This is a genomic window from Streptomyces sp. DI166, assembly GCF_900091315.1.
GTDB classification, from domain to species: Bacteria; Actinomycetota; Actinomycetes; order Streptomycetales; family Streptomycetaceae; genus Streptomyces; species Streptomyces fuscus.
The window spans coordinates 1-25701 of sequence record NZ_FLSP01000107.1; the positions used below are offsets into that span (position 1 = coordinate 1).

Below are 25701 nucleotides of genomic sequence, written 5' to 3' on the forward strand. Positions count from 1 at the left end.
GGCTGAAGGCGAGGGCGTCGGGGCCCATGAATCGGGTGCGCAGGGTCAGCGGCGGGCCGTGGGAGACCCGGGTGGGCGGGGTCGGAGACGTCCCAGAGGTAGACCGAGCGGTTGCCGGTCAGCACCGCCAGCGTGCGGCCGTCGGGGGAGAACAGCACCGAGCGCTGGCCCCCGTCGTCCGGCATGAACGGCTTGTTCAGGGCCCGCGGGCGCTGGGGGTCACGGACGTTCCACAGGCGGACGCTGCCGTCGCGGGCGGCCGTGGCGAGGACGTTCCCGTCGGGACGGAAGGCGCCGGCGCGGCCGAACATGTCGGAGGTCGGGACCGCCCACAGGCGTACCTTGCTGTCGCCGCTGCCCGTGGCCAGGGTCCGTCCGTCGGGGCTGAAGCCCAGCGCGTACATCTCCCCGCTGCTGCCCGCGAGCGGCTCGCCCACCTGGGAGGGGTACGCCGGGTCGCTGACGTTCCACAGGCTCGCGGTGCTGTCCGCGCTGGCCGCTGCGAGCGTGTCGCCGTCTGGGCTGAAGTCCACCGACCAGATGGGGCCCGTATGGCCGGTCAGGGGCGGGCCCAGCGCGCTCGCCCGGCCGGGGTCCGTCACGTTCCACAGGCGGATCGTGTCGTCGGCGCCGCCGCTGGCCAGGGTGCGGCCGTCCGGGCTGAAAGCGACCGAGTGGACGAGGTCCGTGTGGCCGGTGAGGGGGGTGTCGTAGCGCCTGGGGTGGTGGGGGTCCGTCACGTTCCACAGGCGGATCGTGTCGTCGTCGCCGCCCGCGGCCAGGGTCCTGCCGTCGGGGCTGAACGCGATCGAGCGCACCGCCTCCCGCGCGCCGGTCAGGACGCCGACCGTCCGCGGGCGGTCCTTTCCGGCCACGTCCCACAGGCGGACCGTGCGGTCCTCGCCCGCGGAGGCCAGGGTGCGGCCGTCGGGGCTGAACGCGATCAGGTAGATCGTGCCCTCGTGGCCGGTCAGCGGGGTGTGCAGCGAGCTGGGACGGCGGGGATCGGACACGTCCCACATCCGGATCGTGCCGTCGTCCGCGGCGCTGGCGAGCGTACGGCCGTCGGGGCTGAAGACGGCGCTGCTCACCCAGCTCGTGTGGCCGTACAGGGGACCGCCCACCGGGAAGGGGCGGCGCGGGTCCGAGACGTCCCACAGGCGGATCGTGCGGTCGTAGCTGGCGGTCGCCAGGAGCTTGCCGTCGGGGCTGAAGGAGGTGAGGTAGACGGCGCCGGTGTGGCCGAGGAGCGGGGTGGCCAGCGGGGCGTTCACGATGGACAGCAGCCGGTTGGCGGTGCCCTCGTCGCCGGGGCGCAGCCGGTGCGCCACCAGGTCGAGCTGGGCCGACAGCGAGGGGTCGGTGTACTGCACCCGGTCCGCCTCCGCGACCACCTGCTCGAACACGGCGTCGTTGCGCTGCTGCCAGGCCACCACCGCCGACCCCACGGCGACCAGCGCCAGCACCACCAGCGCCGACACCGCGCCCCGGCTGATCCACAGGATGCGCCGCCGCAGCCGTACCGATGCCGCGAGGAACTCCATCGCGCTGCGGGTCAGGAAGGTGTCGCCCGCGGACTTCGCCCAGGCGTGCGCCTGTTCCAGCCGGGAGCCCCGGTAGAGCAGGGCGGAGTCGCGGCGGGACTCCTCCCAGGCGCGGCCGTCCTCCTCCAGGCGCTGGCGCAGCAGGTTGCCGCCCCTGTCCTCGTCGATCCACTCGCGCAGCCGGGGCCAGGCGTGCAGCAGCGCCTCGTGGGTGATCTCGACGGTCTCCGCGTCGAGCGTGACCAGCCGGGCGCGGGCCAGCGCTTCGAGGGACTCCTCGGTCTTGTCGGGGTCGCTTGACTCCGCGGCGAGCTGCCGCCTGGTCCCCCGCCTGCGCGTGGCCTGGGTGTCCTCGCCGAGCCGCACCAGGCGCAGCAGCAACAGCCGGGCCGCCGTCCGCGCCGCCGGGTCCAGGCCCGACCAGGCCCGCTCGGCGGTCGCCGCCACCGCGCCCTGGATGCCGCCCGCCGCCCGGTACCCGGCCAGGGTCAGCCGTCCCGCCTTGCGGCGCTGCCAGGTGGCCAGCAGGGCGTGCGAGAGCAGCGGCAGCACCCCGGCGTCATGGGCGCCGCGCGGACCGTCGGCGCTGACCTCGCGGACGATCAGCTCGGCGAGGCCGGGCTCCAGCTCCAGCCCCACCGCCTTGGCCGGAGCGGTCACCGCCTCGCGCAGCTCGGTGCTGGTCAGCGGGCCGAGGACCATGTGCCGGTGCTGGAGGGCGTCGGCGAGTTCGGGGTAGCCGAGGCACTGCTCGTAGAAGTCGGCCCGTATGCCGAGGACGACGAGCGCGGGGGCCGGGGTGCCGTCCTCGCCGGGGGTGCTGGCGGCGTGCAGGAGCTGGACGAAGGTGTGCCGGTCGTCCTCCTCGGCGCAGAGCGTGAAGGTCTCCTCGAACTGGTCCACGATCACCACCGGCCGCCCGCCGGAGCTCTCCCCCGCCCACGCCCGTACGGCCGCGCGGACCCGGTCCCCGAAGCCGGGGTCGCCCGGGTCGGGCACCGGCGCGAGTCCGGGGAGGCGGCGGACCAGCTCGGTGAGCGGATCGGCGCCGGGGACCAGTTGCAGCACCTGCCGCTCGCCCTCCCGCAGGGAGGGCACCAGACCGGCGTTGAGCAGTGAGGACTTCCCCGCGCCCGAGGCGCCGACCAGCATCAGCAGCCCGCCGGAGCGCTCGGCGGCGGTCAGCTGGCCGAGGAGTGCGGCCGTACTGCGTTCCCGGCCGAAGAACCAGCGGGCGTCCTCCTGGCGGTAGGAGGCGAGGCCGCGGTAGGGGCAGACGGTGCCGACGGCCGGGGGCTCCTCCTCCGCGGCCGCCGGGGCGCTCTCGGGTGCCTCCACCGGGTCGGCCACCGCCCGCTCCCACAGGAGCTGCCACTGCGCCATGTCGTACAGGCCGGGGGAGACCGGCGAGGGGCGGGCGCGGCGGGCCTGCGGGACGAGGACCTGGAGTACGGCGGCCAGGGCCGGGAACTGGGCGGGCACGTTCTTCGCGCGCCGCCAGTCGCTGATGCGCTGCGCGGAGACCCGTACCGGACGGCCCCGCTCGTCGACGCGCTGGAGCTGGGCGACCGCCTCGGAGACCCGCTTGAGGGGAGGGTTGCCCGCCTCCCGGTACAGCAGGGCAAGACGTTCCGCGAAGGTTGTGCGTGCCTGTGAGTCGGAACTCAAGGCATCCACCCCTTACTTCCTCCGCGGCTGGACGTCCGGACCGGTGCGGGCGTCCGGACCGGAAAACTCACTTTATACGGCTGACCTGCGCGAAAACCCAGGGCGGAAAACCGGAACCTCCTCGGGAAGAGCCCCAACTGGCAGGATCACACCCCGTAGCCAGTCAACCGCGCGTCGTCCGGAGAGGCTGCCGGCGCCCCTCGCCCCTGCCGCCGCGACCGGGCCTCGTCCCCGGTCCCCGAGCCTTCCCCGCCCTGCCGAGCTACGGTCCGCGACGTGTTCGCGGACCGTCCCCAGCGCGTCGTTTGGCACCGGTCCCCGCGAGGGGAGGGACCGGTGCCGAACGACGCGGCTGCCTTCTCTCCCGCTCGCCCGACCGCTGCCCGGCGCTTGCCGCTTTCACTCCGTGGCCGTACCGTCGTTTCTGACGAACCGTCAGATGCGAGACGGGAGGGGCCGAGGTCGTGAGTGACACCAGCGAGCGGGAACTGCCCAGGGTCATCAGCGTGGACGACCACGTGATCGAGCCCGCACATCTCTTCGAGACCTGGCTCCCGGCCAAATACCGGGACAAAGGCCCCAAACCCTTTACCGCGGGGATCGGTGAGCTGGAGTACGTGGGCGGGAAGTACCGCTTCACCACCGACCCGGACGGTCAGATCACGGACTGGTGGGAGTACGAGGGCGAGTTCTTCCCGTACAAGCGGATCATCGCGGCCGTCGGGTTCTCCCGGGACGAGATGACGCTGGACGGGATCACCCGGGAGCAGATGCGGCGCGGCTGCTGGGACCCGAAGGCGCGCCTCGCGGACATGGACCTGAACCATGTCGAGGCCTCGCTCTGCTTCCCCACCTTCCCCCGCTTCTGCGGGCAGACCTTCGCCGAGGCCAAGGACAAGGAGGTCGGACTCGCCTGCGTGCGCGCCTACAACGACTGGATGGTCGAGGAGTGGTGCGGCGACAGCGGCGGGCGGCTCATCCCGCTCTGCCTGATCCCGCTGTGGGACGTGGATCTGGCCGTCGCGGAGATCCACCGCAACGCCGCCCGCGGAGTCCGCGCGGTCACCTTCAGCGAGATCCCCACCTATCTCGGCCTGCCCTCGATCCACTCCGGGTACTGGGACCCCTTCTTCCGGGCCTGCGAGGAGACCGGCACGGTCGTGAACATGCACATCGGGTCCTCCTCCCAGATGCCGGCCGCCTCCCCGGACGCGCCGCCCGCCGTCCAGGCCTCGCTGAGCTTCAACAACGCCATGGCGTCGATGATGGACTTCCTCTTCTCCGGGGTCCTGGTGAAGTTCCCGCGGCTGAAGCTCGCCTACAGCGAGGGACAGATGGGCTGGATCCCGTACGCCCTGGAACGCGCCGACGACGTGTGGGAGGAGCACCGGGCGTGGGGCGGGGTGAAGGACCTCATCCCGGAACCGCCGTCCACGTACTACTACCGGCAGATCTTCTGCTGCTTCTTCCGGGACCGGCACGGCATCGAGGCGATCGACACGGTCGGGGTGGACAACGCCACCTTCGAGACCGACTATCCGCACGTCGACTCGACCTGGCCGCACACCAAGAAGGTCGCCGCGGAGCATGTGGCGGGGCTGTCGGACGAGGTGACGTACAAGCTGCTGCGCGGCAACGCGATCCGGATGCTCGATCTGCCGTTCGACCGCTGAGCCCCGTCGTCCGTCCCGGATTGACGGCCGCGGTCGCCGGGCAGTGACCCCTCAGGCAGACGGTCAGACAGACGTCAGGCAGACGGTCAGACGGACGTCAGACAGACGGTCAGACATGCGGTCAGACAGACGGGAGGGGCGATGACCAAGGTCTTTGTGGACCCGGAGCTGTGTTACGGCTCCGGCGAGTGCGTCTACCGGGTGCCGTCCGTGTTCACCGTGGCGGACGGCTTCGGGGCCGTCAAAGAGGGCCGTGAGGACAGCGGGGACGATCCTCAGGTGCGGGAGGCGGCGGAGAAGTGCCCGTCGCAGGCGATCGTGCTGGGCGGGGGGACGCCGTAGGCCCATCCCGAGGCCGCCAGCGACCGGGCGCGCGCCTCGGCCACGGCCATCCGGGCCGCCCGTTCCGCCGGGTCGACGTGGGCGGACTGGCCGGTGGCCTGGCCCTGCCACTTGCGGTAGAGCAGACCGGGCTCGGCGGTGAACCAGCCGCGGCTGACGGCGTTCAGGGCGAGGAGTAACCCGGTGTCCTCGGAGGCGGGCAGTGCCATCCAGCCGCCGAGCGCGAGCAGCAGGTCCCGGCGGACGCAGAGGGTGGCCGGGTGGACCTGGGCCAGGAAGTCGTGGGCGCGCCAGTGGGCGAGGACCGCACCGCGCTCGACGGGACCCTCGTCGGGGTCGCCGGGAAAACCGGTCGTGGAACCGTCGGGATGCAGGTCGAGGGCGCGCGAGGTCGTCCACGCTATGCCGTGCCCGCCCTCCAGGGCGGCCAGGTCGCGGGCGAGCGCGCCGGGCGTCAGCCGGTCGTCGGCGTCCAGCACCTTCACATAGGCGCCGTCCGCGTGCGCGAGCGCCATGGTCCGGGCGACACCGGGGCCACCGGGCCTTCCCTGCCGGAAGGTCACACGGTCGTCGTCGGGCACGAAGGGCGCGACGGCGTCACTGCTGCCGTCCTCCTGCACGATCCAGTGCCACTCCCAGTCGTCCGGCATTTCCTGCGCGCACAAGGACGCGTGGGCCTCGGGCAGGAAGCGGGCGGAGGGGCCGTGGACGGCGGTGACGACGGTGACGCATCGGGTGCCGTGGCCTGCTGACCGGGCCTTCTCCCACCGATGACGACGGCTGTCGTGGACCGTGGGCGTGCGAGGCATGGGGTCAAGGCTACGACGCGACCGGGTGGCGGAGCGGTTCGGCCTGAGGTCGTGCGGTATTGAACAAGTTCCGTACGTACGAAGGGGATTGAGTCCGGTAGGTAGGAGAGGGGTTCAGTCGGTGTCGGGACGAGCGGTGAAGCTGGAAGGGGCATCGGCGCGGTGTGCGCCGTAGTGCTCGGGCGGGGTGCGCCGGAGCCGGCCGGGCTACGGGCCCGGTCACCGCTGGAGCGGGATGCGCGCCGTCCGCGTGGCGTCCTCGGCCGGTTCGCAGTCGAGGGTGGCCACCGGCGCGGTCCTGGACTCGGCCTCCGTGTCCGCGAGCGGGCGCTTGCGGCAGGTCGGGGTCTTGCCGTGCGCCTCGGCGCGGATGCGCTGCTTCATCGTGGGCGGCAGGGACCTGACGTAGGCCCAGGGCCAGGGTGACAGCGCCGGCACGGTGACCTCCTCGGCGCGGTCGCTCGCGGTGTCACGGTCGCTGCCGGTGTCCGGGGCCGAGTCGGTGCGCGGCGCGGCGGCGGCGGTGGTGGTGGTGGTGGTGGAGATCAGTCCGAGCGCCGTGAACAGCGCGAGGAAGGCGGAGACGACGGCGGTCCACAGCGTCATGACCCGGTTCCCGGTCATGGCCCCTCACTTTCGGGTTGGGCGATTTGCGTACTTTCCTCATGATGTGTATGGCGGCCCGGAAGTGGTGGACCCGAGCCCGCGGCGCGTCGATGTTCAGATGAACACCACTCGGATGGGTGCAAGACGTGCGGAAAGTGGCGAAGAGCGCCCAAAGTGACCGTCCGTGAGGGTGTGATCACCCTCAGATCGGAACGGTGACCTCCGTTCTACTGCGGCCCCTCGATGGGGAGTTGAGGGCCCGAACACAGGTCACCGATCGGTATCGATCGGTGTGTATAGTCGGGCGCCAGAGGTCCCCTACGTCAAGGAAAGACGAGGTCGCGCGGTGAAGAAGCTTCTCCTGGTCGCACTGGCCGCCATCGGCGGGCTCCTCGTGTACCGCCAGATCCAGGCGGATCGCGCCGAGCAGGATCTGTGGACGGAGGCGACTGACTCCGTGCCCACGGGTTCGTGAGCATCGACAAGCTGATCTGAGAACAGACCCCGGCCGTGACGCGGTCGGGGTTTTGTGTTGCTGCTGCGCGGTCCGGCCGGGGTGGGCAGGATGAGTGCCGCGACGACGAGGAGGGGGCGCGTGATGGGGCGGCGTACGACAGGGCCCGGGTGGCGTGCGGTGTGCCGCGGGGCCGTGGCGGCGGCGGTCCTGGGGCTGTGGGCGCCGTCCGCGGTTGCGGCCGACGCGGAGCCGTCGTATGGGTTCGCGCCGGACGCGCGGACCGTCCCCGGGGTCGCCGGTACGGCGCAGGCCGTCCCTCTGACGGCCGGACGGGTCTACCGCAGTTCCCTCCCGGTGAGCGAGGCCGTCCACTACCGCCTCGACCTCGACGCCACCTCCAACGCCTACGTCTCCGCCACCGCCGTCCCCCCGCCGGACGCCGCCGTCTCCGCCTCCGACGGGGTCCGGGTCTCCGTGCGGGACGGCGAGGACCACACCTGCTCCTCCGAGACGGAGACCTTCGGCGGCGGTCAGAGCACCCGCCCGCTCACCGCGGTCGCCGAGCGCCTGCTCAACCGGGCGAGGCAGCGCTGCGCGACGGCAGGCACGTACTACGCCGTCGTCGAGCGGGTCGGTACGACGGCCCCGGACGATGCCGCCTGGGACCTGGAGCTCGCCGTCTACTCCGAGCCCGCCCTGACCCGGCCCGAGCCGACCGCCGCCCCCGAGGCCCGGAGCACCGAGTCCGCCACGCCCCTGACGGGCGAGGAAGTACGGCGGGACGGGGGCACCGGGTTCGCCTCGGCCGTCGGTATCGGTCAGGGCGTGTGGCGCACCGACCTCACCCCCGGGCAGACCGTCTTCTACAAGGTGCCGCTCGGCTGGGGCGAGCGGCTCCAGGCCACCGCCGACCTGGCCGCTTCCGGCGCGGGCAGCCGGGTGGTCGTGGGCGCGCTGGAGCTCTCGCTGCACAGCCCGGTGCGGGCCGTCCTAGACGGGGAGAACCTCAACTTCGACGGCAGGGCGCGCTCGGCGTCCCTGGACCCCACACCGCCGGTGGCCTACGAGAACCGCTACAGCAGCTCCGACGAGGTGAAGGGGGCGCGCTTCGGGGGCTCGTACTACCTGGCCGTGCATCTGTCCGCCCGGATGACCGAGCGCTTCGGTGCCGGGCCGTTCGCGGTGACCCTGCGGGTGCGGGTCGAGGGCGCGGAGCAGGCCGGGCCCGCGTACGGCGGGCAGTTCGCGCCGCGGGACGTGTTCGCGCCGGTCGCCGGGGTGGGCGGCGCGAGCGGGCTGCCCTCCGGGGGCGGGGGCGCGGACGACGACGACCGGACCATGACGATCGTCGCGGTGAGCGGCATCGGCGGCGGGACGGCGATCCTGGCTGTGCTCGGGGTGTGGACGGTCGCGGTGCGACGGCGCGCGGTGCCGTAGACCGTGTCCGCGAGGTCCCGTCGTGCCGCATGGTGTGCGGTGCGTCAGATGTGGGCCAGGGCCCAGAAGCCGGTGGCGTAGCAGGCCAGGGCCAGGAGCAGCAGCGGGATCGCGACCTTCGCGGGCGGTCCGGGCCGGCGCGCGGCACGGCGGCGGGCGGCGCGGCCGACCGGCGGTGCGGGAACCTCCGGGACGCGGGCGGTGTACGAAGCGGTGGAGGCCGTTTCGGTGGCCGGATGCGGGGGTGCGGGTGGTGGCGGAGGGACCGGCGACGGTACGGGCGACGGTGCCGGGGTCGGGGGATGCGCGGGGTACTGCGGTACGCGCTGCTCGGTGACCGGGGTGTGGTCCACGCCCGGGGCGCGCTTGAGCGGTCCGTTGGGCCCGAACCCCTCCGGCAGTGGCCCGAGTTGGTCGAAGATCTCGATCTGCTCGTCGTCGGGGCCCGGCTCCGGCAGCAGTTCCGCCGCTGCGGCGAGCGCCTTGCGGGCGCCGGTCGCCGTGCGGAACCGCGCCTGGGGGTCCGGCTGGAGCAGCGTCGAGACGACCTGCCACAGCGGCTCCGGTATGCCCTTGGGCGCCCCCGGTGTGCCGTGCACGGTGAAGTAGTCGGTCAGCGCCTTGGCGTCCGGCTTGGCGCCCTCCAGCAGATACAGCGCCACCAGCCCCACGGCGAACAGGTCCGAGGGGAAGTCCGGCTCCGCGCCGAGCAGTTGCTCGGGGGCGAGATAACCGGGCGTGCCCACCACGAGGTTGGTCTCGGTCAGCCGCGGCTCGCCCAGCCGCATCGCGATGCCGAAGTCGGACAGCCGCAGCCGCGGCCGGCCCGTGCCGGTGGCCTCCAGCAGCACATTGGCGGGCTTGATGTCGCGGTGCACCACGTCCTCGGCGTGCACCGCCGCGAGCCCCGCGAGCAGCTGGTCGAGCAGGACGCACACGTAGGACGGGGGCAGGGGGCCGTAGTCGCCGATCAGGTGGACCAGCGAGCCGCCGCCGACCAGGTCCATGGTGAACAGGACCTTGTCGTCGTCGGCGGCCCAGCTGGCGGGGGCCAGCACATGCGGATGGTCGATCCGGATGGCCTGCTCCCGTACGAACCGCAGCAGGGAGTGGGCGTCGCTCTGCTGGAGCACCTTGGCGGCCACGTACCGGCGGCGGCGGTGGTCCCAGGCGCGCCACACCGCGCCCACGCCGCCGCGACCGATCGGGTCGACCAGTTCGTACCGCCCCGCGAAGACCTCACCCATGGCTGCGCGTCGCTCCTCCCCCTGCGCTTACCCCCCTTGCTTCCCCCGGTCGGAGCGAAACGACTCCCCCGCGCACGGTGAGACGCGACCCGCTCGCGTCCCGCCCGTCCCGCCCGTCAGTTTTGGTGGGACTGGTAGTGCGCCACCGCGTCCGAGGTGCGGCCCGCGCCGTACACGCGCAGGAACTCCGCCAGTTCCGGGTGGGTCGGGGCGAGGGAGTCGGCGGCCTCGATGATGTCGCCGGCGGCGGCGACCGAGCGCAGCAGCGACTGGATCTCGCGGACCACCCGCTTGACCGTGGGCGCACCCGAACTGTTCGTCGACTGCCCGGTGTTGCTGAGCACCGAGCCCCCCTGCGACTTCTTGATCTCCTCCATGCGCTCGGTGGCCTCGGCGGCGCTCACGCTGCCGTCCGCGACCTGCCCGGCCAGCTCCTGGAGCAGCTGGACCCGCTGCACCACGGCCGGATTGCCGATCTTCGCGCGCTGACCGCTCATCAGCTGCGACAGCATCGGCGCGGACAGTCCCAGTACCCCCGCCAGACGAGCCTGGTTGAGACCAAGATCATCTATGAGCTTACGGAAGAGCGCCCCCAGCGGCTCCCCGTACCAGTTCCGCTGCAGTTCCCGCGCTCTTGCGGTCGCTTCCTGCTGTGCGGCGTCCATTGCGTCTCCCCATCGCTTCCCCAGAACCGCGCTTCGCTGTAGCGAACCGCGCGGGAGCATCTTACGGAGAGTGGTCGTTCATCGGGACCCCCAATCTTTTTTGCGAGACACCCGGGGTGACCCGGTACTCTGGTTCGGGTCGCCCACCGGATGTGTGGTTTCCTTCCGGTGCCGCGCACCCGTCCAGGGGCCTTAGCTCAGTTGGTAGAGCGCTGTCTTTGCATGGCAGATGTCAGGGGTTCGACTCCCCTAGGCTCCACAACAGAACCCCTCCGACCAGCACGCATGTGGTCGGAGGGGTTTTTGTCGCGCTCAGTGCCGCGGGGCGGGAAACCCCCGACAGGTCTCCCGCCCCGCGAGTCGGTGAGGGGCCGGGGTCAGGGGCGGTCCTCCTGGTTGGCCTCGGCCTCCTTGGCCTCCACCTCGGGGTCGAGGACCGATGAGCTGCCGTCCACGGAGCTGAGCCGGCCCGACTCGGGGACCTCGGTGGCGGCCGGGGGTTCGACCAGCCAGTCCGGGTTGGCCTGCTTGTCCCACCACTTCCAGGCGGCGAACGCGGCGCCCCCGAGGACGCCCAGCACCAGCAGTGCCTTCGCGAAGCGGCCGGAGCGGGAGTGGCGCTGGTGCTTGCGGACCAGCTTCTGGACCTCCTCGGGCGGGACCTGGCCGCGCAGTGCGGCCAGTGCCGCCATGCTCCGGGCCGCGGCCTCGTCCCGCACCGGTACGGCGACCGCCACGGCGTGCTCGATCCGGGGCCGCGAGTACTCGGCGGCCTGGCGGGCGGCGACACGGGTACGGACGGCTGCCTCCTGGGCGGCGTGGTCGACCTTCGGCGGTACATGGGTGCGGGCCTGCTCCAGCAGCGGAGCGACATGGGAGTCGTACTGGACGCGGGCCTGCTCCGCGGCCTGGGACACCTTCGGCGCGAGCCGTACTCGGGCCTCGTGTGCGTAGTGCGCGGCCTGGTCCTTGGCCGTACCGGCGTAGGGCGCCACCACTTCCGCGGCGTGCCGCACGCTGTCCTTTGCCGAGCCGGCTGCGGCGCGCACGCTGTCTTTGCGGGTCACGGGATCCTCCTCCTCGGTGGCGTACGGTATTTCGACTTTCCACCCTTTTAGGGATCATGCCTGTCAATGGGCCCGGAGGCATGTGAGGACGGGCATCCGGGTCACACGGATGAATTAAGGGGCAACAGGCGCTTGTCGTCGACAATGCCACGGATCGCTGTCGCGCGCCCCCGGCCCGGGACCACCGGCCCGCTTTTCTGGAAGGATCGGGTGCCCCCGGAAGACGAAAGAAGGCACATCGTGGCCGAGCAGCTCTACGCCACTCTGAAGACCAGCCACGGCGACATCGAACTGCGGCTCCTGCCGAACCACGCCCCGCGGACGGTGCGCAACTTCGTCGAGCTCGCCCGGGGCGAGCGGGAGTGGACCAACCCCACCACCGGTGAGCGCAGCACCGCCAGGCTCTACGACGGCACCGTCTTCCACCGGGTCATGAGCGGCTTCATGATCCAGGGAGGCGATCCGCTGGGCAACGGCATCGGCGGCCCCGGCTACGAGTTCGAGGACGAGTTCCACCCCGACCTGCGCTTCGACCGGCCGTATCTGCTGGCCATGGCCAACGCCGGGCCGGGCACCAACGGCTCGCAGTTCTTCATCACGGTGGCCCCGGCCCCGCACCTGAACCGCAAGCACACCATCTTCGGCGAGGTCGTCGACCCGGCGAGCCAGAAGGTCGTGGACGCCATCGCCGTCACCCCGACCAACCCGCGCACCTCCCGTCCGGTCAACGACGTCGTCATCGAGTTCGTGGTCGTCGAGACCCGATAGGCCCGCTGTCGTTGTCCGAAGGGAACCAATCGTCCCGCTCATCCGTAAACATGAGCGGGGTGGCCGCACGCCGGACGACGACTTAGGGGATCGCATGGACCAGGAGCCGGACAGCGCGCACCAGGCCCAGGGTCTGCCGGGCTGCTACCGGCACCCGGACCGCGAGACCGGTGTGCGGTGCACCCGCTGCGAGCGCCCGATCTGCCCCGAGTGCATGGTCAGCGCCTCGGTCGGCTTCCAGTGCCCCGACTGCGTCCGCTCCGGCTCCGGCACCGGGCATCCGCCCGCCGCGAGCACGCCCCGCACCCTCGCGGGCGGCACCGTCACGGCCGATACGCGCCTGGTCACCAAGATCCTCATCGGGATCAATCTCGCGGTGTACCTCGCCGTGCAGATTCGGCCGTCCCTGCTGAACGACCTCGTTCTGCTCGGCACCTGGCCGCCCGCGCCGTTCGCCCCGACCCAGGGCGTCGCCGACGGCGAGTGGTGGCGGATGGTCACCTCGATGTTCACGCACGAGCAGATCTGGCACATCGGCTTCAACATGCTCAGCCTGTGGTGGCTCGGCGGACTGCTGGAGGCGGCCCTCGGCCGGTCCCGCTATCTCTGCCTCTACCTGGTCTCCGGGCTGGCCGGCAGCGCGCTCGCGTATCTGGCCGCCACCCCGACCACGGCCACCCTCGGCGCCTCCGGTGCCGTCTTCGGCCTCTTCGGCGCCACCGCCGTGCTGATGCGCCGCCTGAACTACGACATGCGGCCGATCATCGCCCTGCTGGCGATCAACCTGGTCTTCACCTTCAACCCGAGCTTCAACATCTCCTGGCAGGCCCACATCGGCGGCCTGGTCGCGGGCGTGATCATCGGGTACGGCATGGTCCACGCCCCCCGCGAGCACCGGGCCCTGGTGCAGTACGGGACGGCCGCGCTGGTGCTGGCGGTGGTCGTCGTCCTCACCCTGCTGAGGACCGCCCAGCTCACCTGAGCCGTCGCTGTCCACAGCTGAGCGGTGATGTTGTCCACAGCATGTGCCGGATCTTGTGCACAGTGTGCGGGAACAGCTGTGCCCCCTGTCACTGACCGGTGTTTCCGCAGGTCAGGCAGGGGGCGAACGGGCTTTCGAATGCCGGTACTTCCGTCACACCGGCGTCAACACCCGAGAGGTTATCCACAGATCGTCTTTCTTTTCCCCATGTGGAAAAAGCCTGTGGATAACTCAGTGGATAACCGTGGGCAGAGGTGGGGCGGCAGCCCCGGCCGCCGCTACTTCCACTGCGTGGAGACGCCGAACCCGGCCGCGATGAAGCCGAAGCCCACCACGATGTTCCAGTTGTCCAGGGCGTCGATGGGCAGCGAGCCGTCGGTCACGTAGAACACCACGATCCAGGCCAGCCCGATGACGAACAGGGCCAGCATCACCGGGGCGACCCAGGCACGGCTGCTCAGGTTGATGGCGGTCGCCTGCTTGGCGGGCGGCGGCGTGTAATCGGCCTTCTTGCGGATACGTGACTTCGGCACGAGGGTCTCTCCTGTCGATGCGCTGCGTGGCCGCGCAGGGAACGGGGGGCTGGCTCGGGGCAGCGTAACTGGGGACTCTGAGTGCTCCCCCGGGCGTCCGTTAGCGTAGTGCTTCCGTGGCGCCGAAGGAGATAAGGGTACGTTGAGCAATTCTGCCGACTTCCCCCCACCGCAATCCAGTCCTGCCCCGGGCCGGCGCATCCGGCCCGTGCGGGTGCTCACCGCTGCCGTGTTCGCGCTGGCCGGTCTGATCTTCTTCACGAGCTTCAACACCGCCAAGGGCACCAACATCCGCACCGACGACTCCCTGCTGAAGCTCTCGGACCTGATCCACGAGCGCAGCAAGAAGAACGGCGAGCTGGACGAGTCCAACGCGGCCCTGCGCGACGAGGTCGACACGCTGGCGGAGCGGGACGACGGCAGCACCCGGACGCAGGACGCGAAGCTCGCGGGCCTGGAGAAGCGCGCGGGCACGCAGAAGCTCAAGGGCGAGGCGATCACCGTCACCCTGAACGACGCCCCGCCCGACGCCACCGCCAAGCTCCCCGGCTATCCCGAGCCGGAGCCCGACTACCTGGTCATCCACCAGCAGGACCTCCAGGCCGTGGTGAACGCCCTGTGGCAGGGCGGCGCCAAGGGCATCAAGGTCATGGACCAGCGGCTGATCTCCACCAGCGCGGTGCGCTGCGTCGGCAACACCCTGATCCTCCAGGGCCGGGTCTACTCCCCGCCCTACAAGATCACCGCGGTGGGGGACCCCGGCAAGCTCCAGCAGGCGCTCTCGGAGAGCCCGGCGATCCAGAACTACATGGTCTACGTCAACGTCTACGGGCTCGGCTGGAAAGTCACCGAGGACGGCCCGGTGACTCTGCCCGGCTACTCGGGCACAGTGGATCTGCAGTACGCCCAGCCCGTGGAGTGACCCCGACCGGGAGCCGCCGGTGCGTCTTGTCGTCAGGACCGTCAGCGAGCTGTGCATCACCGTCGGCACGGTGATCGTCCTCTTCGTCGTCTACGTGCTCTTCTGGACCGGCGTGAAGGCCGACCGGGTCATGGACGACCAGATCGACCAGCTGGAGGAGCAGTGGGCGCGGCAGTCCGCGCGGCCCACGGCGAGCCCGGCCCCGGGCGCCTCGGCGAGCGCCCCGCCGAAGCCGACGCCGTACCGGCACGGCAAGCCCTTCGCGATCATGTACATCCCGCGGCTCGGTTTCACGTGGAACAAACCGGTGCTGGAGGGCACCGACACCGGGACCCTGAAGAAGGGCCTCGGCCACTACGAGCGCACCGCGCGGCTCGGCCAGAAGGGCAACTTCTCCGTGGCGGGCCACCGGCGCACCTACGGCGACCCCTTCAAGGACTTCCCCAGACTTCGCCCCGGGGACGCGGTGGTGCTGACCGACGGCACGACCTGGTTCACGTACCGCGTCGACAGGGGCCCCTACAAAACCGTGCCGTCGGACATTGAGGTGATCGACCCTGTGCCACGTAAATCGGGGTACAAGCGCACGGGCCGCTATCTGACGCTCACCACCTGCGATCCGGAGTGGGGGCACAGTCACCGGCTGATCGTGTGGGCGCATCTGGACTCCACACAGCCTGTGGAGGCCGGGAAACCAGCGGCCCTGCGCCGTTAGTCTGGTGGGCGGTACGGCGTGAGTCCGGTGCCGTGGCGCTATGGAAGGGACGGCATGTACGGCTGGATCTGGCGGCATCTGCCGGGAAACGCGTGGGTGAAGGCCCTGCTCTCACTCGTGCTGGTCGTGGCCGTGGTGTACGTCCTGTTCCAGTACGTCTTCCCGTGGGCCGAACCGCTGCTTCCCTTCAACGATGTGACGGTGGACAACCAGTGAGCGCGCGCATTCTCGTCGTCGACAACTACGACAGCTTCGTCTTCAACCTGGTGCAGTACCTCTACCAGCTGGGCGCCGAGTGCGAGGTCCTGCGCAACGACGAGGTGTCCACCGCCCACGCCCAGGACGGCTTCGACGGTGTCCTGCTCTCGCCCGGACCCGGCACCCCCGAGGAGGCGGGCGTCTGCATCGAGATGGTCCGCCATTGCGCCGCCACCTCGGTCCCCGTCTTCGGCGTCTGCCTGGGCATGCAGTCCATGCAGGTCGCGTACGGCGGTGTGGTGGACCGGGCGCCGGAGCTGCTGCACGGCAAGACCTCCCCCGTCGAGCACGAGGGCAAGGGCGTCTTCGCCGGGCTGCCCTCCCCCTTCACGGCCACGCGCTACCACTCCCTGGCCGCCGAGCCGGACACCGTCCCGGCCGAGCTGGAGGTCACCGCCCGCACCCACGACGGCATCATCATGGGGCTGCGCCACCGTGAACTGCCCGTCGAGGGCGTGCAGTTCCACCCGGAGTCGGTGCTCACCGAGCACGGCCACCGGATGCTGGCGAACTGGCTGGTGGAGTGCGGTGACCAGGGCGCTGTGGCGAGGTCTGCGGGGCTCGCCCCGGTGGTGGGCAGGGCCACGGCGTGACCCAGCTGCGCCCCGAGCGCGAGTCCGGTGCCTCGTACGGGCAGGACCCGTACGGGGCGTCCGGCGCGCTCGGGGAGTGGTACGGGAGCGCCCAGGCGAGCGAGCCCTGGCTGCCGCCGGCCGACGAGGAGACGGTGGCGCTGCGGATACCGGCCGCGTCCGGCGCTGTGGCCGATTCTGGAGCCTCGTCCACCGCTTCCGACGCTCGCCCCCCGGCGGGGGGCCGTGCGGCCCGGAGAAAGGCCGCCAAGCGGCGTCATGGGCGTCATGGGGGCGCTCGGAGCGAGACGCCGGGCGGCGCGGAGTCCGCGGACTCCTCCGGCCGGCCGCTGTCCCGGGTGGAGGCCCGGCGTCAGGCGCGCGCTCGCAAGCCCAGTGCCGGGGTGCTGGTGAGCCGGGCGATCGGCGAGGTGTTCATCACCACCGGCGTGCTGATGCTGCTGTTCGTCAGCTACCAGCTGTGGTGGACGAATGTGCGGGCGCACGCGCAGGCGGACAAGGCGCGCAGCAATCTGGAGAAGGACTGGGAGAGCGGCAAGCGCAACCCCGGGACCTTCGAGCCGGGGCAGGGCTTCGCCATCCTGCACATCCCGAAGCTGGACGTCGTGGTGCCCATCGCCGAGGGCATCAGCAACAAGAAGGTGCTGGACCGGGGGATGGTCGGGCACTACGGCGAGGGCGAGTTGAAGACGGCGATGCCGGAGGCGAAGAGCGGCAACTTCGGTCTCGCCGGGCACCGCAACACGCACGGGGAGCCGTTCCGCTACATCAACCGGCTCCAGCCGGGCGATCCGATCGTGGTGGAGACCCAGGACGACTACTACGTCTACAAGATGGCGTCCATGCTGCCGTCGACGCCGCCGAGCAATGTGAGCGTGCTGGACCCGGTGCCGCCGGGCTCCGGGTTCAAGGAGCCGGGGCGCTACATCACGCTGACCACGTGCACGCCGGAGTTCACCAGCAAGTACCGGTTGATCGTGTGGGGCAAGATGGTCGAGGAACGGCCGCGCAGCAAGGGCAAGCCGGATGCGCTCGTGCAGTAAGGGCAGATGAACAGTGGCAGCGACCACCGAGCAGCAAGAGCTGACGGGCAGCCCCGCGGGTCCGCGGCGCCGGGGCACCGGCCGTGTCGCGGCCGCGGTGAGTGTCTTCGGTGAACTCCTCATCACGGCGGGCCTGGTGCTGGGTCTGTTCGTCGTCTACTCCCTGTGGTGGACGAACGTGATAGCGGACCGCAAGGCGGACCGGCAGGGCGACAAGGTCCGTGACAGCTGGGCCCAGGAGGAGAAGGGCGGCCCGGTCGCCTACGACTCGAAGAACGGCATCGGCTTCCTGCACGTCCCGGACATGACCGGCGACGAGATCCTGGTCGAGAAGGGCACCACGTCGAAGGTCCTCAACGACGGTGTCGCCGGCTACTACACCGACCCGGTCAAGGCGGCGCTGCCCACCTCCGGCAAGAAGGGCAACTTCTCCCTGGCCGCCCACCGCGACGGCCACGGCGCGAAGTTCCACAACATCCACAAGCTCAAGAAGGGCGACCCGATCGTCTTCGAGACGAAGGACAAGTGGTACGTCTACAAGGTCTACGGCATCCTCCCGGAGACCTCGAAGTACAACGTCAAGGTCCTCGGCGCCGTCCCCAAGGAGTCCGGCCGCACCAAGGCCGGCCACTACATCACCCTGACGACCTGTACCCCGATCTACACCAGCCGCTACCGCTACGTCGTCTGGGGCGAACTGGACCGGGTGGAGAAGGTCGACGACCAGCGGACCCCGCCGAAGGAGCTCAGCGGGTCGTAGCCGCAAGCACCGGCCGGGACATGACGAAGGCCTCGGCTCCCTCAAGAGGGAGCCGAGGCCTTGGTGCTTCTGAACGAGGCAGGTCAGCCGAAGAGGCCGCCGTCGCCGCCGTTGCCTCCGTTGCCGCCCGGGCCGCCGTCGAAGGCGACCAGGTCGACCCGCTGGCCCTTGTTGACCGTGTTGCCCGCGCCCGGGTTGGTGCTGAAGACGGTGGCGTTGTCGTCCTGGGAGCCGGTGATGTTGCCGACCACCAGACCCAGGTCGGTCAGCGCCTTCTTGGCGTCCTTGAGCTTCTGGCCCTGGAGGTTCGGCACCTGGACCTGCTGGTTCTCGGGCGCCTTGCCGATCTGGATGGTGACCTTGGAACCGGGGACCGCCTGCTGACCGGAGCCCGGGGTGGTCGCGATGACCTTGCCCACCTGGTTCGGGTCCTGGGTCTCCACGTCGGTGCACTCACCGACCAGGTCGTTCTCCTCCATCCGCGCCTTGGCCTCGTCACAGGTCGAGCCGACGACGTCCGGGACGGTCGACTTCTCCTGCTCCTTGGCCACGGTGAGCGTGATGGTGGAGCCCTTCTCGACCTCTTCGCCCAGCTCGGGGTCCTGAGCCGTGACCTTGCCCGGCGTCTCCGACGACACCTTCTCGACCTTCTTGACCTCGAAGCCGTACTTGTCGGCCTCCAGCGTCTGCTTGGCGACCTCGAAGTCCTGGCCGAGCACACTGGGCACCGCGACCTTCGGCGCGCCGGTCGACACCACGATGTTGATGGTGTCGCCCTTGTCGACCTTCGTGCCCGCCTCCGGGTCCTGGTCGCAGATCTTGCCCTTCGGCTGGTCCTCGCAGGGCTTCTCGGTCTGCTCCAGCTTGACCTCGGCGTTCTTGGCCAGTTTCTCGGCCTCCGGCACCGTCAGGCCCACCATGGCCGGTGCCTCGGTCCTGTTGTTGGCCACGCCCTCGCCGTTGAAGATCCACTTGCCGATCAGGATGGCGCCGACCAGGACCAGTACCGCGGCCACGGCCAGCAGGATCGTGGAGGTGTTGGACTTCTTCTGGCGCCGCCGGTCCGGACGGTCGTCGTAGCCGAAGCCGCCGTCGTCCGGGTTCATCGGGGGCAGCATCGACGTCGCGCCGCCGTCCGCGGAGTGCAGCGCGGTGGTCGGCTGGTCGTCCGGGTACTGGCCGTAGCCCACCGAACCGAGCGCCGCCGTGGCCGCGACCGGCTGGCCGTCGAGGCAGGCCTCGATGTCGGCGCGCATCTCGTCCGCGGACTGGTAGCGGTAGTTGGGGTCCTTGACCAGCGCCTTCAGGACGATGGAGTCCATCTCGGGCGTGATCTCGGGGTCGAACACCGACGGCGGCTGGGCCTCTTCCCGGACGTGCTGGTAGGCCACGGCCACCGGGGAGTCGCCCACGAAGGGCGGCCGCACCGTCAGCAGCTCGTAGAGCAGACAGCCCGTCGAGTACAGGTCCGAGCGAGCGTCGACCTGCTCGCCCTTGGCCTGCTCCGGGGAGAGGTACTGGGCGGTGCCGATGACGGCCGCGGTCTGGGTCATCGTCATACCGGAGTCGCCCATGGCGCGGGCGATGCCGAAGTCCATCACCTTGACCTGGCCGTTGCGCGTCAGCATGACGTTCGCCGGCTTGATGTCGCGGTGCACGATGCCGTTGCGGTGGGCGTACTCCAGGCCCTGGAGGATCCCGATCGTCATCTCCATCGCACGCTCCGGCAGCAGCTTGCGGCCACTGTGCAGAAGCTCACGCAGAGTCGAGCCGTCCACGTACTCCATGACGATGTACGGGATCGACACGTTGTCGATGTAGTCCTCGCCCGTGTCGTAGACCGCGACGATCGCGGGGTGGTTGAGCGAGGCGGCCGACTGGGCCTCCCGGCGGAAGCGGGCCTGGAAGGACGGATCACGCGCGAGGTCCGCGCGCAGCGTCTTCACAGCCACGGTCCGGCCGAGGCGGATGTCATGCGCGAGGTAGACCTCCGCCATGCCACCACGGCCGAGCACCTGGCCCAGCTCGTACCGGCCGCCGAGGCGACGCGGCTCTTCCATAAGCTACCTACCAGCCCTCTCCGTCGGTCCCGACCGCACGCTCGTACGGTTCGAGGCTGCCGTCCGGGCCTACCGTACCCGGCTCGCTCTGTGTGACCTGGCCAAGCCCGTCAGCCGATACAGGACCGGTATCGCAACGTGCACCGATGTGAAGGCGACGTGAGCGGGGTCACTTCTTGCTGTCGATGACGGCCTTCATCACGTCCCTTGCGATCGGTCCGGCGAGACCGCCACCGGAGATGTCGTCACGGTTGGCGGCGCCGTCCTCGACGACCACCGCCACGGCCACCGGCGAGCTGCCGTCGGACAGCTTGGCGTAGGAGATGAACCACGCGTACGGCTTCTCGCTGTTGTTCAGACCGTGCTGGGCGGTACCGGTCTTGCCGCCCACCGTGGCGCCGTCGATCCGGGCGCTGGAGCCGGTGCCCTGCGGGTCGTTGACGACCGCCTCCATCATCTGCTGGAGCTTCTGCGCGGTCTCGGCGGAGACCGCCTGGGACAGCTCCTCCGGATCGTTCGTCTCGATGGTGTCCAGGTTCGGCGCCTTGAGCTGGTCGACCATGTACGGCTTCATCAGCTTGCCGTCGTTGGCGACGGCCGCGGCGACCATGGCCATCTGCAGCGGGGTGGCCCGGTTGGACGCCTGGCCGATGCCGTCCATGGCGTTCTGCGGCCGGTTGTCCTCGGGGTAGACGCTCTGGGCGGCGCGGACCGGGGTGTCCAGCTCGGGGTTGTTGAAGCCGAACTTCTCCGCCTGCTCGATCATCTTCTCGTTGCCCACGTTGTCGGCGAGCTTCGCGAAGACGGTGTTGCAGGACACCATGAGCGCGTACTTCAGGCTGGCGTTCTTGCACTCGCCGTGCTGGTTGGTCAGCGGCTTGCCGGTGGTCTCCGGCAGCTGGTACGGGTCGGGCGTCTTGGTCGCGTCGTCGATGCCCGAGACCTCGCCGTTCTCCAGCGCGGCGGCGGCGGTGACGACCTTGAAGGTGGAGCCGGGCGGGTACACCTCGCGCAGCGCCCGGTTCAGCATCGGGTCGTCCGGGTTGTTCTTCTTCTGGACCGCGTTCCACGCCTCGGCGTCCTTGTTGGACGTCCCGGCGAACTTGGAGGGGTCGTACGAGGGAGTGGAGACCAGCGCGAGGATCTTGCCGGTGGACGGGTCGATCGCGGCGACGGCGCCCTTCTTGTCGCCGAGCCCCTCGTACGCGGCCTTCTGCGCGGCGGCGCTGAGGGTGGTGACGACGCTGCCGCCCTCCTTCTGCTTGCCCGTGAGCATGTCGAGGGTGTTGCGGAAGAACAGCCGGTCGTCGTTGCCGGTGAGGATGCCGTCCTCCAGCTTCTCCAGCTGGTTGGCGCCGAACGCCTGCGAGGAGTAGCCGGTGACCGGCGCCCACATGGGGCCGTTGGTCCAGGTGCGCTTGTACTTGTAGTCGCCGCTCTCGGACTCGACGGACCCGGTGATGGCCTTGCCCTCGACGATGATGTCGCCGCGCGGCGTGGAGTACCGCGCGATGTTGACGCGGCGGTTCTCGTCGTCGTCGGCGAGGTCGTCGGCCTTGACGTACTGGAGGTAGTTGTTCCGGATCAGCAGGGCGAGGATCAGCAGTCCGCAGAAAAGGGCAATCCGGCGCAGGGGCTTGTTCATGACGGGCGGACCACCTGGGTCATCTCGGCGTCGGGGTTCGGAGCGGGGGCGGGTGCCGGGCGGCGCGCGGTGTCGCTGATCCGCAGCAGAATGCCGATCAGGGCCCAGTTGGCGAGGACGGACGAACCGCCGTAGGCCAGGAAGGGCAGCGTCATACCGGTCAGCGGGATGAGCCCCATGACACCGCCGGCGACCACGAAGACCTGGAGGGCGAAGGCCCCGGACAGGCCGACCGCGAGCAGCTTGCCGAACGGGTCGCGGGCCGCGAGGGCGGTACGGATGCCGCGCTCGACGATCAGGCCGTAGATGAGCAGGATCGCCATGACGCCGGCCAGGCCCAGCTCCTCGCCGAAGGTGGCGAGGATGAAGTCGGAGTTGGCGGCGAAGCCGATGAGGTCGGAGTTGCCCTGGCCGAGCCCGGTGCCGAGGGTGCCGCCGGAGCCGAAGGCCCACAGCGCCTCCATGGCCTGCTCGGAGTGAATGATGCCGTCCCGGACGCCTTCCCGGCTGAGCGTGAACTCGCGCATCGGGTCCAGCCATGCCTGCACACGGGTCTGGATGTGCGGTTCGAAGCTCGCCACACCGACGGCGCCGACCGCGGACATCAGCAGACCGAAGACGATCCAGCTGGTCCGCTCGGTGGCGACGTACAGCATGATGACGAACATCCCGAAGAACAGCAGGGACGTACCGAGGTCGGTCTCGAAGACCAGGATGAGGATCGACATCACCCAGACCACGAGGATCGGACCGAGGTCGCGGCCGCGCGGCAGGTACAGGCCCATGAAGCGGCGGCTGGCCAGTGCGAGCGCGTCTCTCTTGACCATGAGATAGCCGGCGAAGAAGACCGCCAGCGCGATCTTCGCGAACTCGCCCGGCTGGAGCGTGCCGAGACCGGGGATCTTGATCCAGATCTTGGCGCCGTAGACGTTCGCGCCGAGGCCCGGCACGAGCGGCAGGATCAGCAGGAAGAGTGCGCCCGCCATCGAAATGTACGTGTAGCGCTGGAGGACCCGGTGGTCCTTCAGCAGCAGCAGGACGACCACCAGCAGCGTGATGCCCATCGCGGAGTACAGCAGTTGGCGGGGAGCGGCCTCGAAGTATTCGGCCCTCGCCTGCAGCCGCTTCGACTGGTCCAGGCGCCAGATCACGACCAGTCCCAGCCCGTTCAGCAACGTCGCCAGCGGCAGCAGCAACGGGTCCGCGTACGGTGCGAACTTGCGTACGGCGAGGTGGCCCAGGCCCGCCAGCAGGCCGAGGCCCAGACCGTAGCTCAGCAGGCCGGCCGGTACCTCGTCGTCGAGCGCCAGGCCCACGTTGGCGTAGGCGAAGACCGGGATGACGACGGCGAACACCAGCAGTCCTAGCTCGGTGTTGCGTCGGCTCGGCGCGCCGATGGAGCCGATCGTGGACGTGTGGTGCGTCGAGGTGTGGGAAGTACTGCTCATCGTGTGACGGGGCCTCTCACGTGCCTACTGCGTACCGCACTTCGAGACGACCTTCTTCTCTTCCTCCGAGAGGGTGGGGCCGGGAGTGGGAGTGGGTGAGGTCGCGGACTGGGTCGGGGTCTTGGTCGGGCTGCCCGAGGGTGTACCCGACGGCGTGTTCGACGGATTCGGTGTCGGTGACGCCTTGGACGTAAGAGAGGTACGGGTGGTTCCCGTGGTGCCTCCGGCCTCGCCCTCGCCGGTCTTGGAGTTCTGCTCGCTCTGGGCTTCCTGGCGCTCGGCCTGCTTCTTGCACGCGGAGGCCTGGAGGGCCAGCTCGTCGATCTTCTTCTGGGCGTCGGCCAGCCCGCCCTCGGCGATCGTGGCCTCGACCAGCTCCTGCTGGTACGGCGGGAGGTACTTGAGTTCGATCTCGGGGTGGTCCGTCTCCACCTTCGACAGCGAGACCCAGGCCAGGTCCTGGCTGATCCCTCGGTAGAGCGCGACGTGCTCGCCGTTGACGCCGACGTAGTACTGCGTCTGCGTCCACTTGTAGCCGCCGTACAGACCGCCGCCGATCACGGCCAGCGCGAGCGCGGAGTAGAGGGATCTCTTCAGCCACCTGCGCTTGCGCGGCTTGACCAGGTCCTCGTCGGAGTACGGGGCGAACCCGGAGGTGTCGATGAACCCGGTGATGTCGCCGGAGCCGGGCGGGCCGAACTCGCCGCCTCCGCCGCCCTGACCGGGCACCTGGCGGCGGCCGAGCCCCGCGGCGCGGCCGGCCGGGGTCTGCATGATGCCGTTGTCGTGCACCTGGAGCTGGTTCTCTGCGACCGCTCCCACGACGACCGGCTGGTCGTGCAGCTGCCCCGCGAGGGTGTCGCCGGTGTCCAGGTCGAGGACGTCGGCCACGATCACGGTGATGTTGTCGGGGCCGCCGCCGCGCAGCGCGAGCTGGATCAGCTCCTGCACCGTCTCCTGCGGGCCCTGATAGCTGGCGAGGGTCTCCTCCAGGGTCTGGTGGGACACCACACCGGACAGGCCGTCGGAGCAGATCAGATAGCGGTCGCCGGCCCGCACCTCGCGGATGGAGAGATCAGGCTCGACATGGTCGCCGCTGCCCAACGCCCGCATCAGCAGGGAGCGTTGGGGGTGGGTGGTGGCCTCTTCCTCGGTGATCCGGCCCTCGTCGACCAGGCGCTGCACCCAGGTGTGGTCCTGGGTGATCTGGGTCAGCACCCCGTCGCGCAGCAGATAGGCGCGCGAGTCGCCGACGTGCACCAGGCCCAGGCGCTGGCCCGTCCACAGCAGGGCGGTGAGCGTGGTGCCCATGCCCTCCAGCTGGGGGTCCTCCTCGACCATGGAGCGCAGCTGGTCGTTGGCGCGCTGCACGGCCGTGCCGAGCGAGGTGAGGATGTCCGAGCCCGGGATGTCGTCGTCGAGGGCGACGATGGTGGAGATCGCCTCGGAGGAGGCGACCTCGCCCGCCGCCGCGCCGCCCATGCCGTCGGCGATGGCGAGCAGACGCGGTCCGGCGTAACCGGAGTCCTCGTTCCCCTCCCGGATCATGCCTTTGTGCGATCCGGCGGCGAAGCGCAGTGACAGACTCATGCGCACCTCGCCCGTCGGCTCCGGATACATCCGCACGGTGCCCACCCTCCGGTCGGGAGCGCGCCGGGGCCCGTCGTGAGGGCCGCCGATGCGTGCTCGCTCCGCTCGCGCTCATTCATGATGTAGCACTACTTCCGCAGCTCGATGACGGTCTTGCCGATACGGATCGGCGCGCCCAGCGGAATCGGTGTGGGGGTCGTCAGCCGCGATCGGTCGAGGTACGTGCCGTTGGTGGAACCCAGGTCCTCGACGATCCACTGTCCGTCGCGGTCCGGGTAGATCCTGGCATGGCGGCTGGAGGCGTAGTCGTCGTCCAGCACGATCGTGCTGTCGTGCGCCCGGCCCAGCGTGATGGTCTGGCCCTGCAGCGCGACGGTGGTACCGGTGAGGGTGCCCTCGGAGACCACGAGCTTGGTGGGGGCGTTACGGCGCTGGCGGCCGCCCCGCCGGCCTGCTGGCGCTGCTGCGGCGGGGTCGCCGCCTGCCGGGCCGGCTGCTGCTGGCGGCCGGCCTCCCGGCGGGACCCGCGCTGGGTGACGCGCGTACCGAACAGGTCGCTGCGGATGACCTGCACGGCCACGATCACGAACAGCCACAGGACGGCCAGGAAACCCAGCCGCATGACCGTGAGGGTCAGCTCTGACATTGCCCCCGCTTCACCCTTCGGCTTGCCTATAGATAACGGTTGTGCTGCCCACGACGATCCGCGAGCCGTCGCGGAGCGTAGCGCGGGTGGTGTGCTGCCCGTCCACCACGATGCCGTTGGTGGACCCGAGATCCTGGATCGTCGAGGGCGTTCCGGTCCGGATCTCACAGTGCCGACGGGAGACGCCGGGGTCGTCGATCCGCACGTCGGCGTCGGTGCGTGC

The 25701-nt window shown here is 70.3% G+C and carries 23 protein-coding genes, 1 tRNA gene and 2 pseudogenes; 13 read left to right on the plus strand and 13 right to left on the minus strand.

The features are described from left to right. Nucleotides 1–3221 (minus strand): annotated as a pseudogene (locus GA0115233_RS34035) (hypothetical protein); the annotation flags it as partial. Between the two features lie 455 nt (nucleotides 3222–3676). Here GA0115233_RS34035 and GA0115233_RS34040 point away from each other — a divergent pair. Continuing rightward, a complete protein-coding gene (locus GA0115233_RS34040; RefSeq protein WP_093724199.1) occupies nucleotides 3677–4885 on the plus strand; it encodes an amidohydrolase family protein in 1209 nt (402 codons plus the stop codon). 141 nt (nucleotides 4886–5026) lie between these two features. Beyond that, complete coding sequence (locus GA0115233_RS34045; RefSeq protein WP_093724200.1) at nucleotides 5027–5227, plus strand: ferredoxin; 201 nt, start codon at nucleotides 5027–5029, stop codon at nucleotides 5225–5227. Here GA0115233_RS34045 and GA0115233_RS34050 read toward each other — a convergent pair. Together GA0115233_RS34050 and GA0115233_RS34055 are read right to left on the minus strand one after the other, a co-directional pair. Beyond that, on the minus strand, nucleotides 5161–6036 hold the full coding sequence (locus tag GA0115233_RS34050) for a glycosyltransferase family 2 protein (RefSeq protein WP_093724201.1): 876 nt from the start codon (nucleotides 6034–6036) through the stop codon (nucleotides 5161–5163). The two genes, GA0115233_RS34045 and GA0115233_RS34050, sit on opposite strands and share 67 nt — an antisense overlap. A gap of 219 nt (nucleotides 6037–6255) precedes the next feature. After that, complete coding sequence (locus GA0115233_RS34055; protein ID WP_093724202.1) at nucleotides 6256–6660, minus strand: DUF6344 domain-containing protein; 405 nt, start codon at nucleotides 6658–6660, stop codon at nucleotides 6256–6258. Between the two features lie 328 nt (nucleotides 6661–6988). Between GA0115233_RS34055 and GA0115233_RS34060 the strand changes: the two genes are divergently transcribed. Both GA0115233_RS34060 and GA0115233_RS34065 read left to right on the plus strand, forming a co-directional pair. Further along, on the plus strand, nucleotides 6989–7117 hold the full coding sequence (locus GA0115233_RS34060; protein ID WP_003999697.1) for a DLW-39 family protein: 129 nt from the start codon (nucleotides 6989–6991) through the stop codon (nucleotides 7115–7117). A 174-nt stretch (nucleotides 7118–7291) separates the two neighbouring features. Continuing rightward, complete coding sequence (locus tag GA0115233_RS34065) at nucleotides 7292–8536, plus strand: hypothetical protein (RefSeq protein ID WP_255310450.1); 1245 nt, start codon at nucleotides 7292–7294, stop codon at nucleotides 8534–8536. A 44-nt stretch (nucleotides 8537–8580) separates the two neighbouring features. Here GA0115233_RS34065 and GA0115233_RS34070 read toward each other — a convergent pair whose 3' ends face one another. Then, nucleotides 8581–9783 carry a serine/threonine-protein kinase gene (locus GA0115233_RS34070; protein WP_093724205.1) on the minus strand — a complete coding sequence of 401 codons (1203 nt, stop codon included), beginning with the start codon at nucleotides 9781–9783 and terminating at the stop codon, nucleotides 8581–8583. A 116-nt stretch (nucleotides 9784–9899) separates the two neighbouring features. Then, nucleotides 9900–10448 (minus strand): helix-turn-helix domain-containing protein, encoded by a 549-nt coding sequence (locus GA0115233_RS34075; protein WP_093724206.1) that lies wholly within the window; start codon nucleotides 10446–10448, stop codon nucleotides 9900–9902. 186 nt (nucleotides 10449–10634) lie between these two features. Here GA0115233_RS34075 and GA0115233_RS34080 point away from each other — a divergent pair. Continuing rightward, nucleotides 10635–10707: transfer RNA gene (locus GA0115233_RS34080), tRNA-Ala, on the plus strand. 118 nt (nucleotides 10708–10825) lie between these two features. On the opposite strand, the gene GA0115233_RS34085 is transcribed toward GA0115233_RS34080, so the two are convergent. Further along, nucleotides 10826–11515 carry a DUF5324 family protein gene (locus GA0115233_RS34085; RefSeq protein ID WP_093724207.1) on the minus strand — a complete coding sequence of 230 codons (690 nt, stop codon included), beginning with the start codon at nucleotides 11513–11515 and terminating at the stop codon, nucleotides 10826–10828. A 240-nt stretch (nucleotides 11516–11755) separates the two neighbouring features. On the opposite strand from GA0115233_RS34085, the gene GA0115233_RS34090 reads away from it, so the two are divergent. Next, the gene (locus tag GA0115233_RS34090; protein WP_093724208.1) at nucleotides 11756–12283 is read left to right on the plus strand and encodes a peptidylprolyl isomerase; all 528 of its coding nucleotides are present in this window, start codon (nucleotides 11756–11758) and stop codon (nucleotides 12281–12283) included. A gap of 94 nt (nucleotides 12284–12377) precedes the next feature. Then, entirely contained in the window at nucleotides 12378–13265 is an 888-nt protein-coding gene (locus GA0115233_RS34095) for a rhomboid family intramembrane serine protease (RefSeq protein WP_093724209.1), read from the plus strand. Nucleotides 13266–13543: 278 nt separating this feature from the next. Here GA0115233_RS34095 and crgA read toward each other — a convergent pair whose 3' ends face one another. Continuing rightward, nucleotides 13544–13798 (minus strand): cell division protein CrgA, encoded by a 255-nt coding sequence (gene crgA / locus GA0115233_RS34100; RefSeq protein WP_093724210.1) that lies wholly within the window; start codon nucleotides 13796–13798, stop codon nucleotides 13544–13546. A gap of 142 nt (nucleotides 13799–13940) precedes the next feature. Here crgA and GA0115233_RS34105 point away from each other — a divergent pair, with 142 nt between their 5' ends. Genes GA0115233_RS34105 through GA0115233_RS34130 form a run of 6 tightly spaced genes read left to right on the plus strand, consistent with a single transcriptional unit; the run spans nucleotide 13941 to nucleotide 18089 of the window. Next, nucleotides 13941–14720 (plus strand): DUF881 domain-containing protein, encoded by a 780-nt coding sequence (locus tag GA0115233_RS34105; RefSeq protein WP_093724211.1) that lies wholly within the window; start codon nucleotides 13941–13943, stop codon nucleotides 14718–14720. 19 nt (nucleotides 14721–14739) lie between these two features. Continuing rightward, nucleotides 14740–15435, plus strand: coding sequence for a class E sortase (locus GA0115233_RS34110; protein ID WP_093724212.1), 696 nt, complete (start codon nucleotides 14740–14742; stop codon nucleotides 15433–15435). 54 nt (nucleotides 15436–15489) lie between these two features. Further along, nucleotides 15490–15651: a hypothetical protein gene (locus GA0115233_RS34115; protein ID WP_019324742.1), complete on the plus strand. Its 162-nt coding sequence runs from the start codon at nucleotides 15490–15492 to the stop codon at nucleotides 15649–15651. Further along, nucleotides 15648–16286, plus strand: a complete 639-nt coding sequence (locus tag GA0115233_RS34120) for an aminodeoxychorismate/anthranilate synthase component II (RefSeq protein WP_093724213.1) — start codon at nucleotides 15648–15650, stop codon at nucleotides 16284–16286. The genes GA0115233_RS34115 and GA0115233_RS34120 overlap by 4 nt, the downstream gene beginning before the upstream one ends. Further along, a complete protein-coding gene (locus GA0115233_RS34125) occupies nucleotides 16283–17329 on the plus strand; it encodes a class E sortase (RefSeq protein WP_093724214.1) in 1047 nt (348 codons plus the stop codon). The genes GA0115233_RS34120 and GA0115233_RS34125 overlap by 4 nt, the downstream gene beginning before the upstream one ends. Nucleotides 17330–17342: 13 nt before the next feature. Then, the gene (locus GA0115233_RS34130; protein ID WP_093724215.1) at nucleotides 17343–18089 is read left to right on the plus strand and encodes a class E sortase; all 747 of its coding nucleotides are present in this window, start codon (nucleotides 17343–17345) and stop codon (nucleotides 18087–18089) included. Nucleotides 18090–18172: 83 nt separating this feature from the next. On the opposite strand, the gene pknB is transcribed toward GA0115233_RS34130, so the two are convergent. The 6 genes and pseudogenes from pknB to GA0115233_RS34165 form a co-directional block, all read right to left on the minus strand. Further along, on the minus strand, nucleotides 18173–20149 hold the full coding sequence (gene pknB / locus GA0115233_RS34135) for a Stk1 family PASTA domain-containing Ser/Thr kinase (RefSeq protein WP_093724216.1): 1977 nt from the start codon (nucleotides 20147–20149) through the stop codon (nucleotides 18173–18175). A 169-nt stretch (nucleotides 20150–20318) separates the two neighbouring features. Then, nucleotides 20319–21794, minus strand: a complete 1476-nt coding sequence (locus tag GA0115233_RS34145; RefSeq protein WP_093724217.1) for a penicillin-binding transpeptidase domain-containing protein — start codon at nucleotides 21792–21794, stop codon at nucleotides 20319–20321. Beyond that, nucleotides 21791–23242, minus strand: a complete 1452-nt coding sequence (locus tag GA0115233_RS34150; RefSeq protein ID WP_093724218.1) for an FtsW/RodA/SpoVE family cell cycle protein — start codon at nucleotides 23240–23242, stop codon at nucleotides 21791–21793. Before GA0115233_RS34150 ends, GA0115233_RS34145 begins: the two co-directional genes overlap by 4 nt. Nucleotides 23243–23266: 24 nt before the next feature. Next, nucleotides 23267–24832: a Stp1/IreP family PP2C-type Ser/Thr phosphatase gene (locus GA0115233_RS34155; protein ID WP_250747355.1), complete on the minus strand. Its 1566-nt coding sequence runs from the start codon at nucleotides 24830–24832 to the stop codon at nucleotides 23267–23269. Between the two features lie 128 nt (nucleotides 24833–24960). Further along, nucleotides 24961–25478, minus strand: a pseudogene (locus GA0115233_RS34160) (FHA domain-containing protein). Between the two features lie 10 nt (nucleotides 25479–25488). Beyond that, nucleotides 25489–25701: FHA domain-containing protein (locus GA0115233_RS34165; RefSeq protein ID WP_093724219.1), on the minus strand; the 213-nt coding region annotated here is incomplete at its 5' end.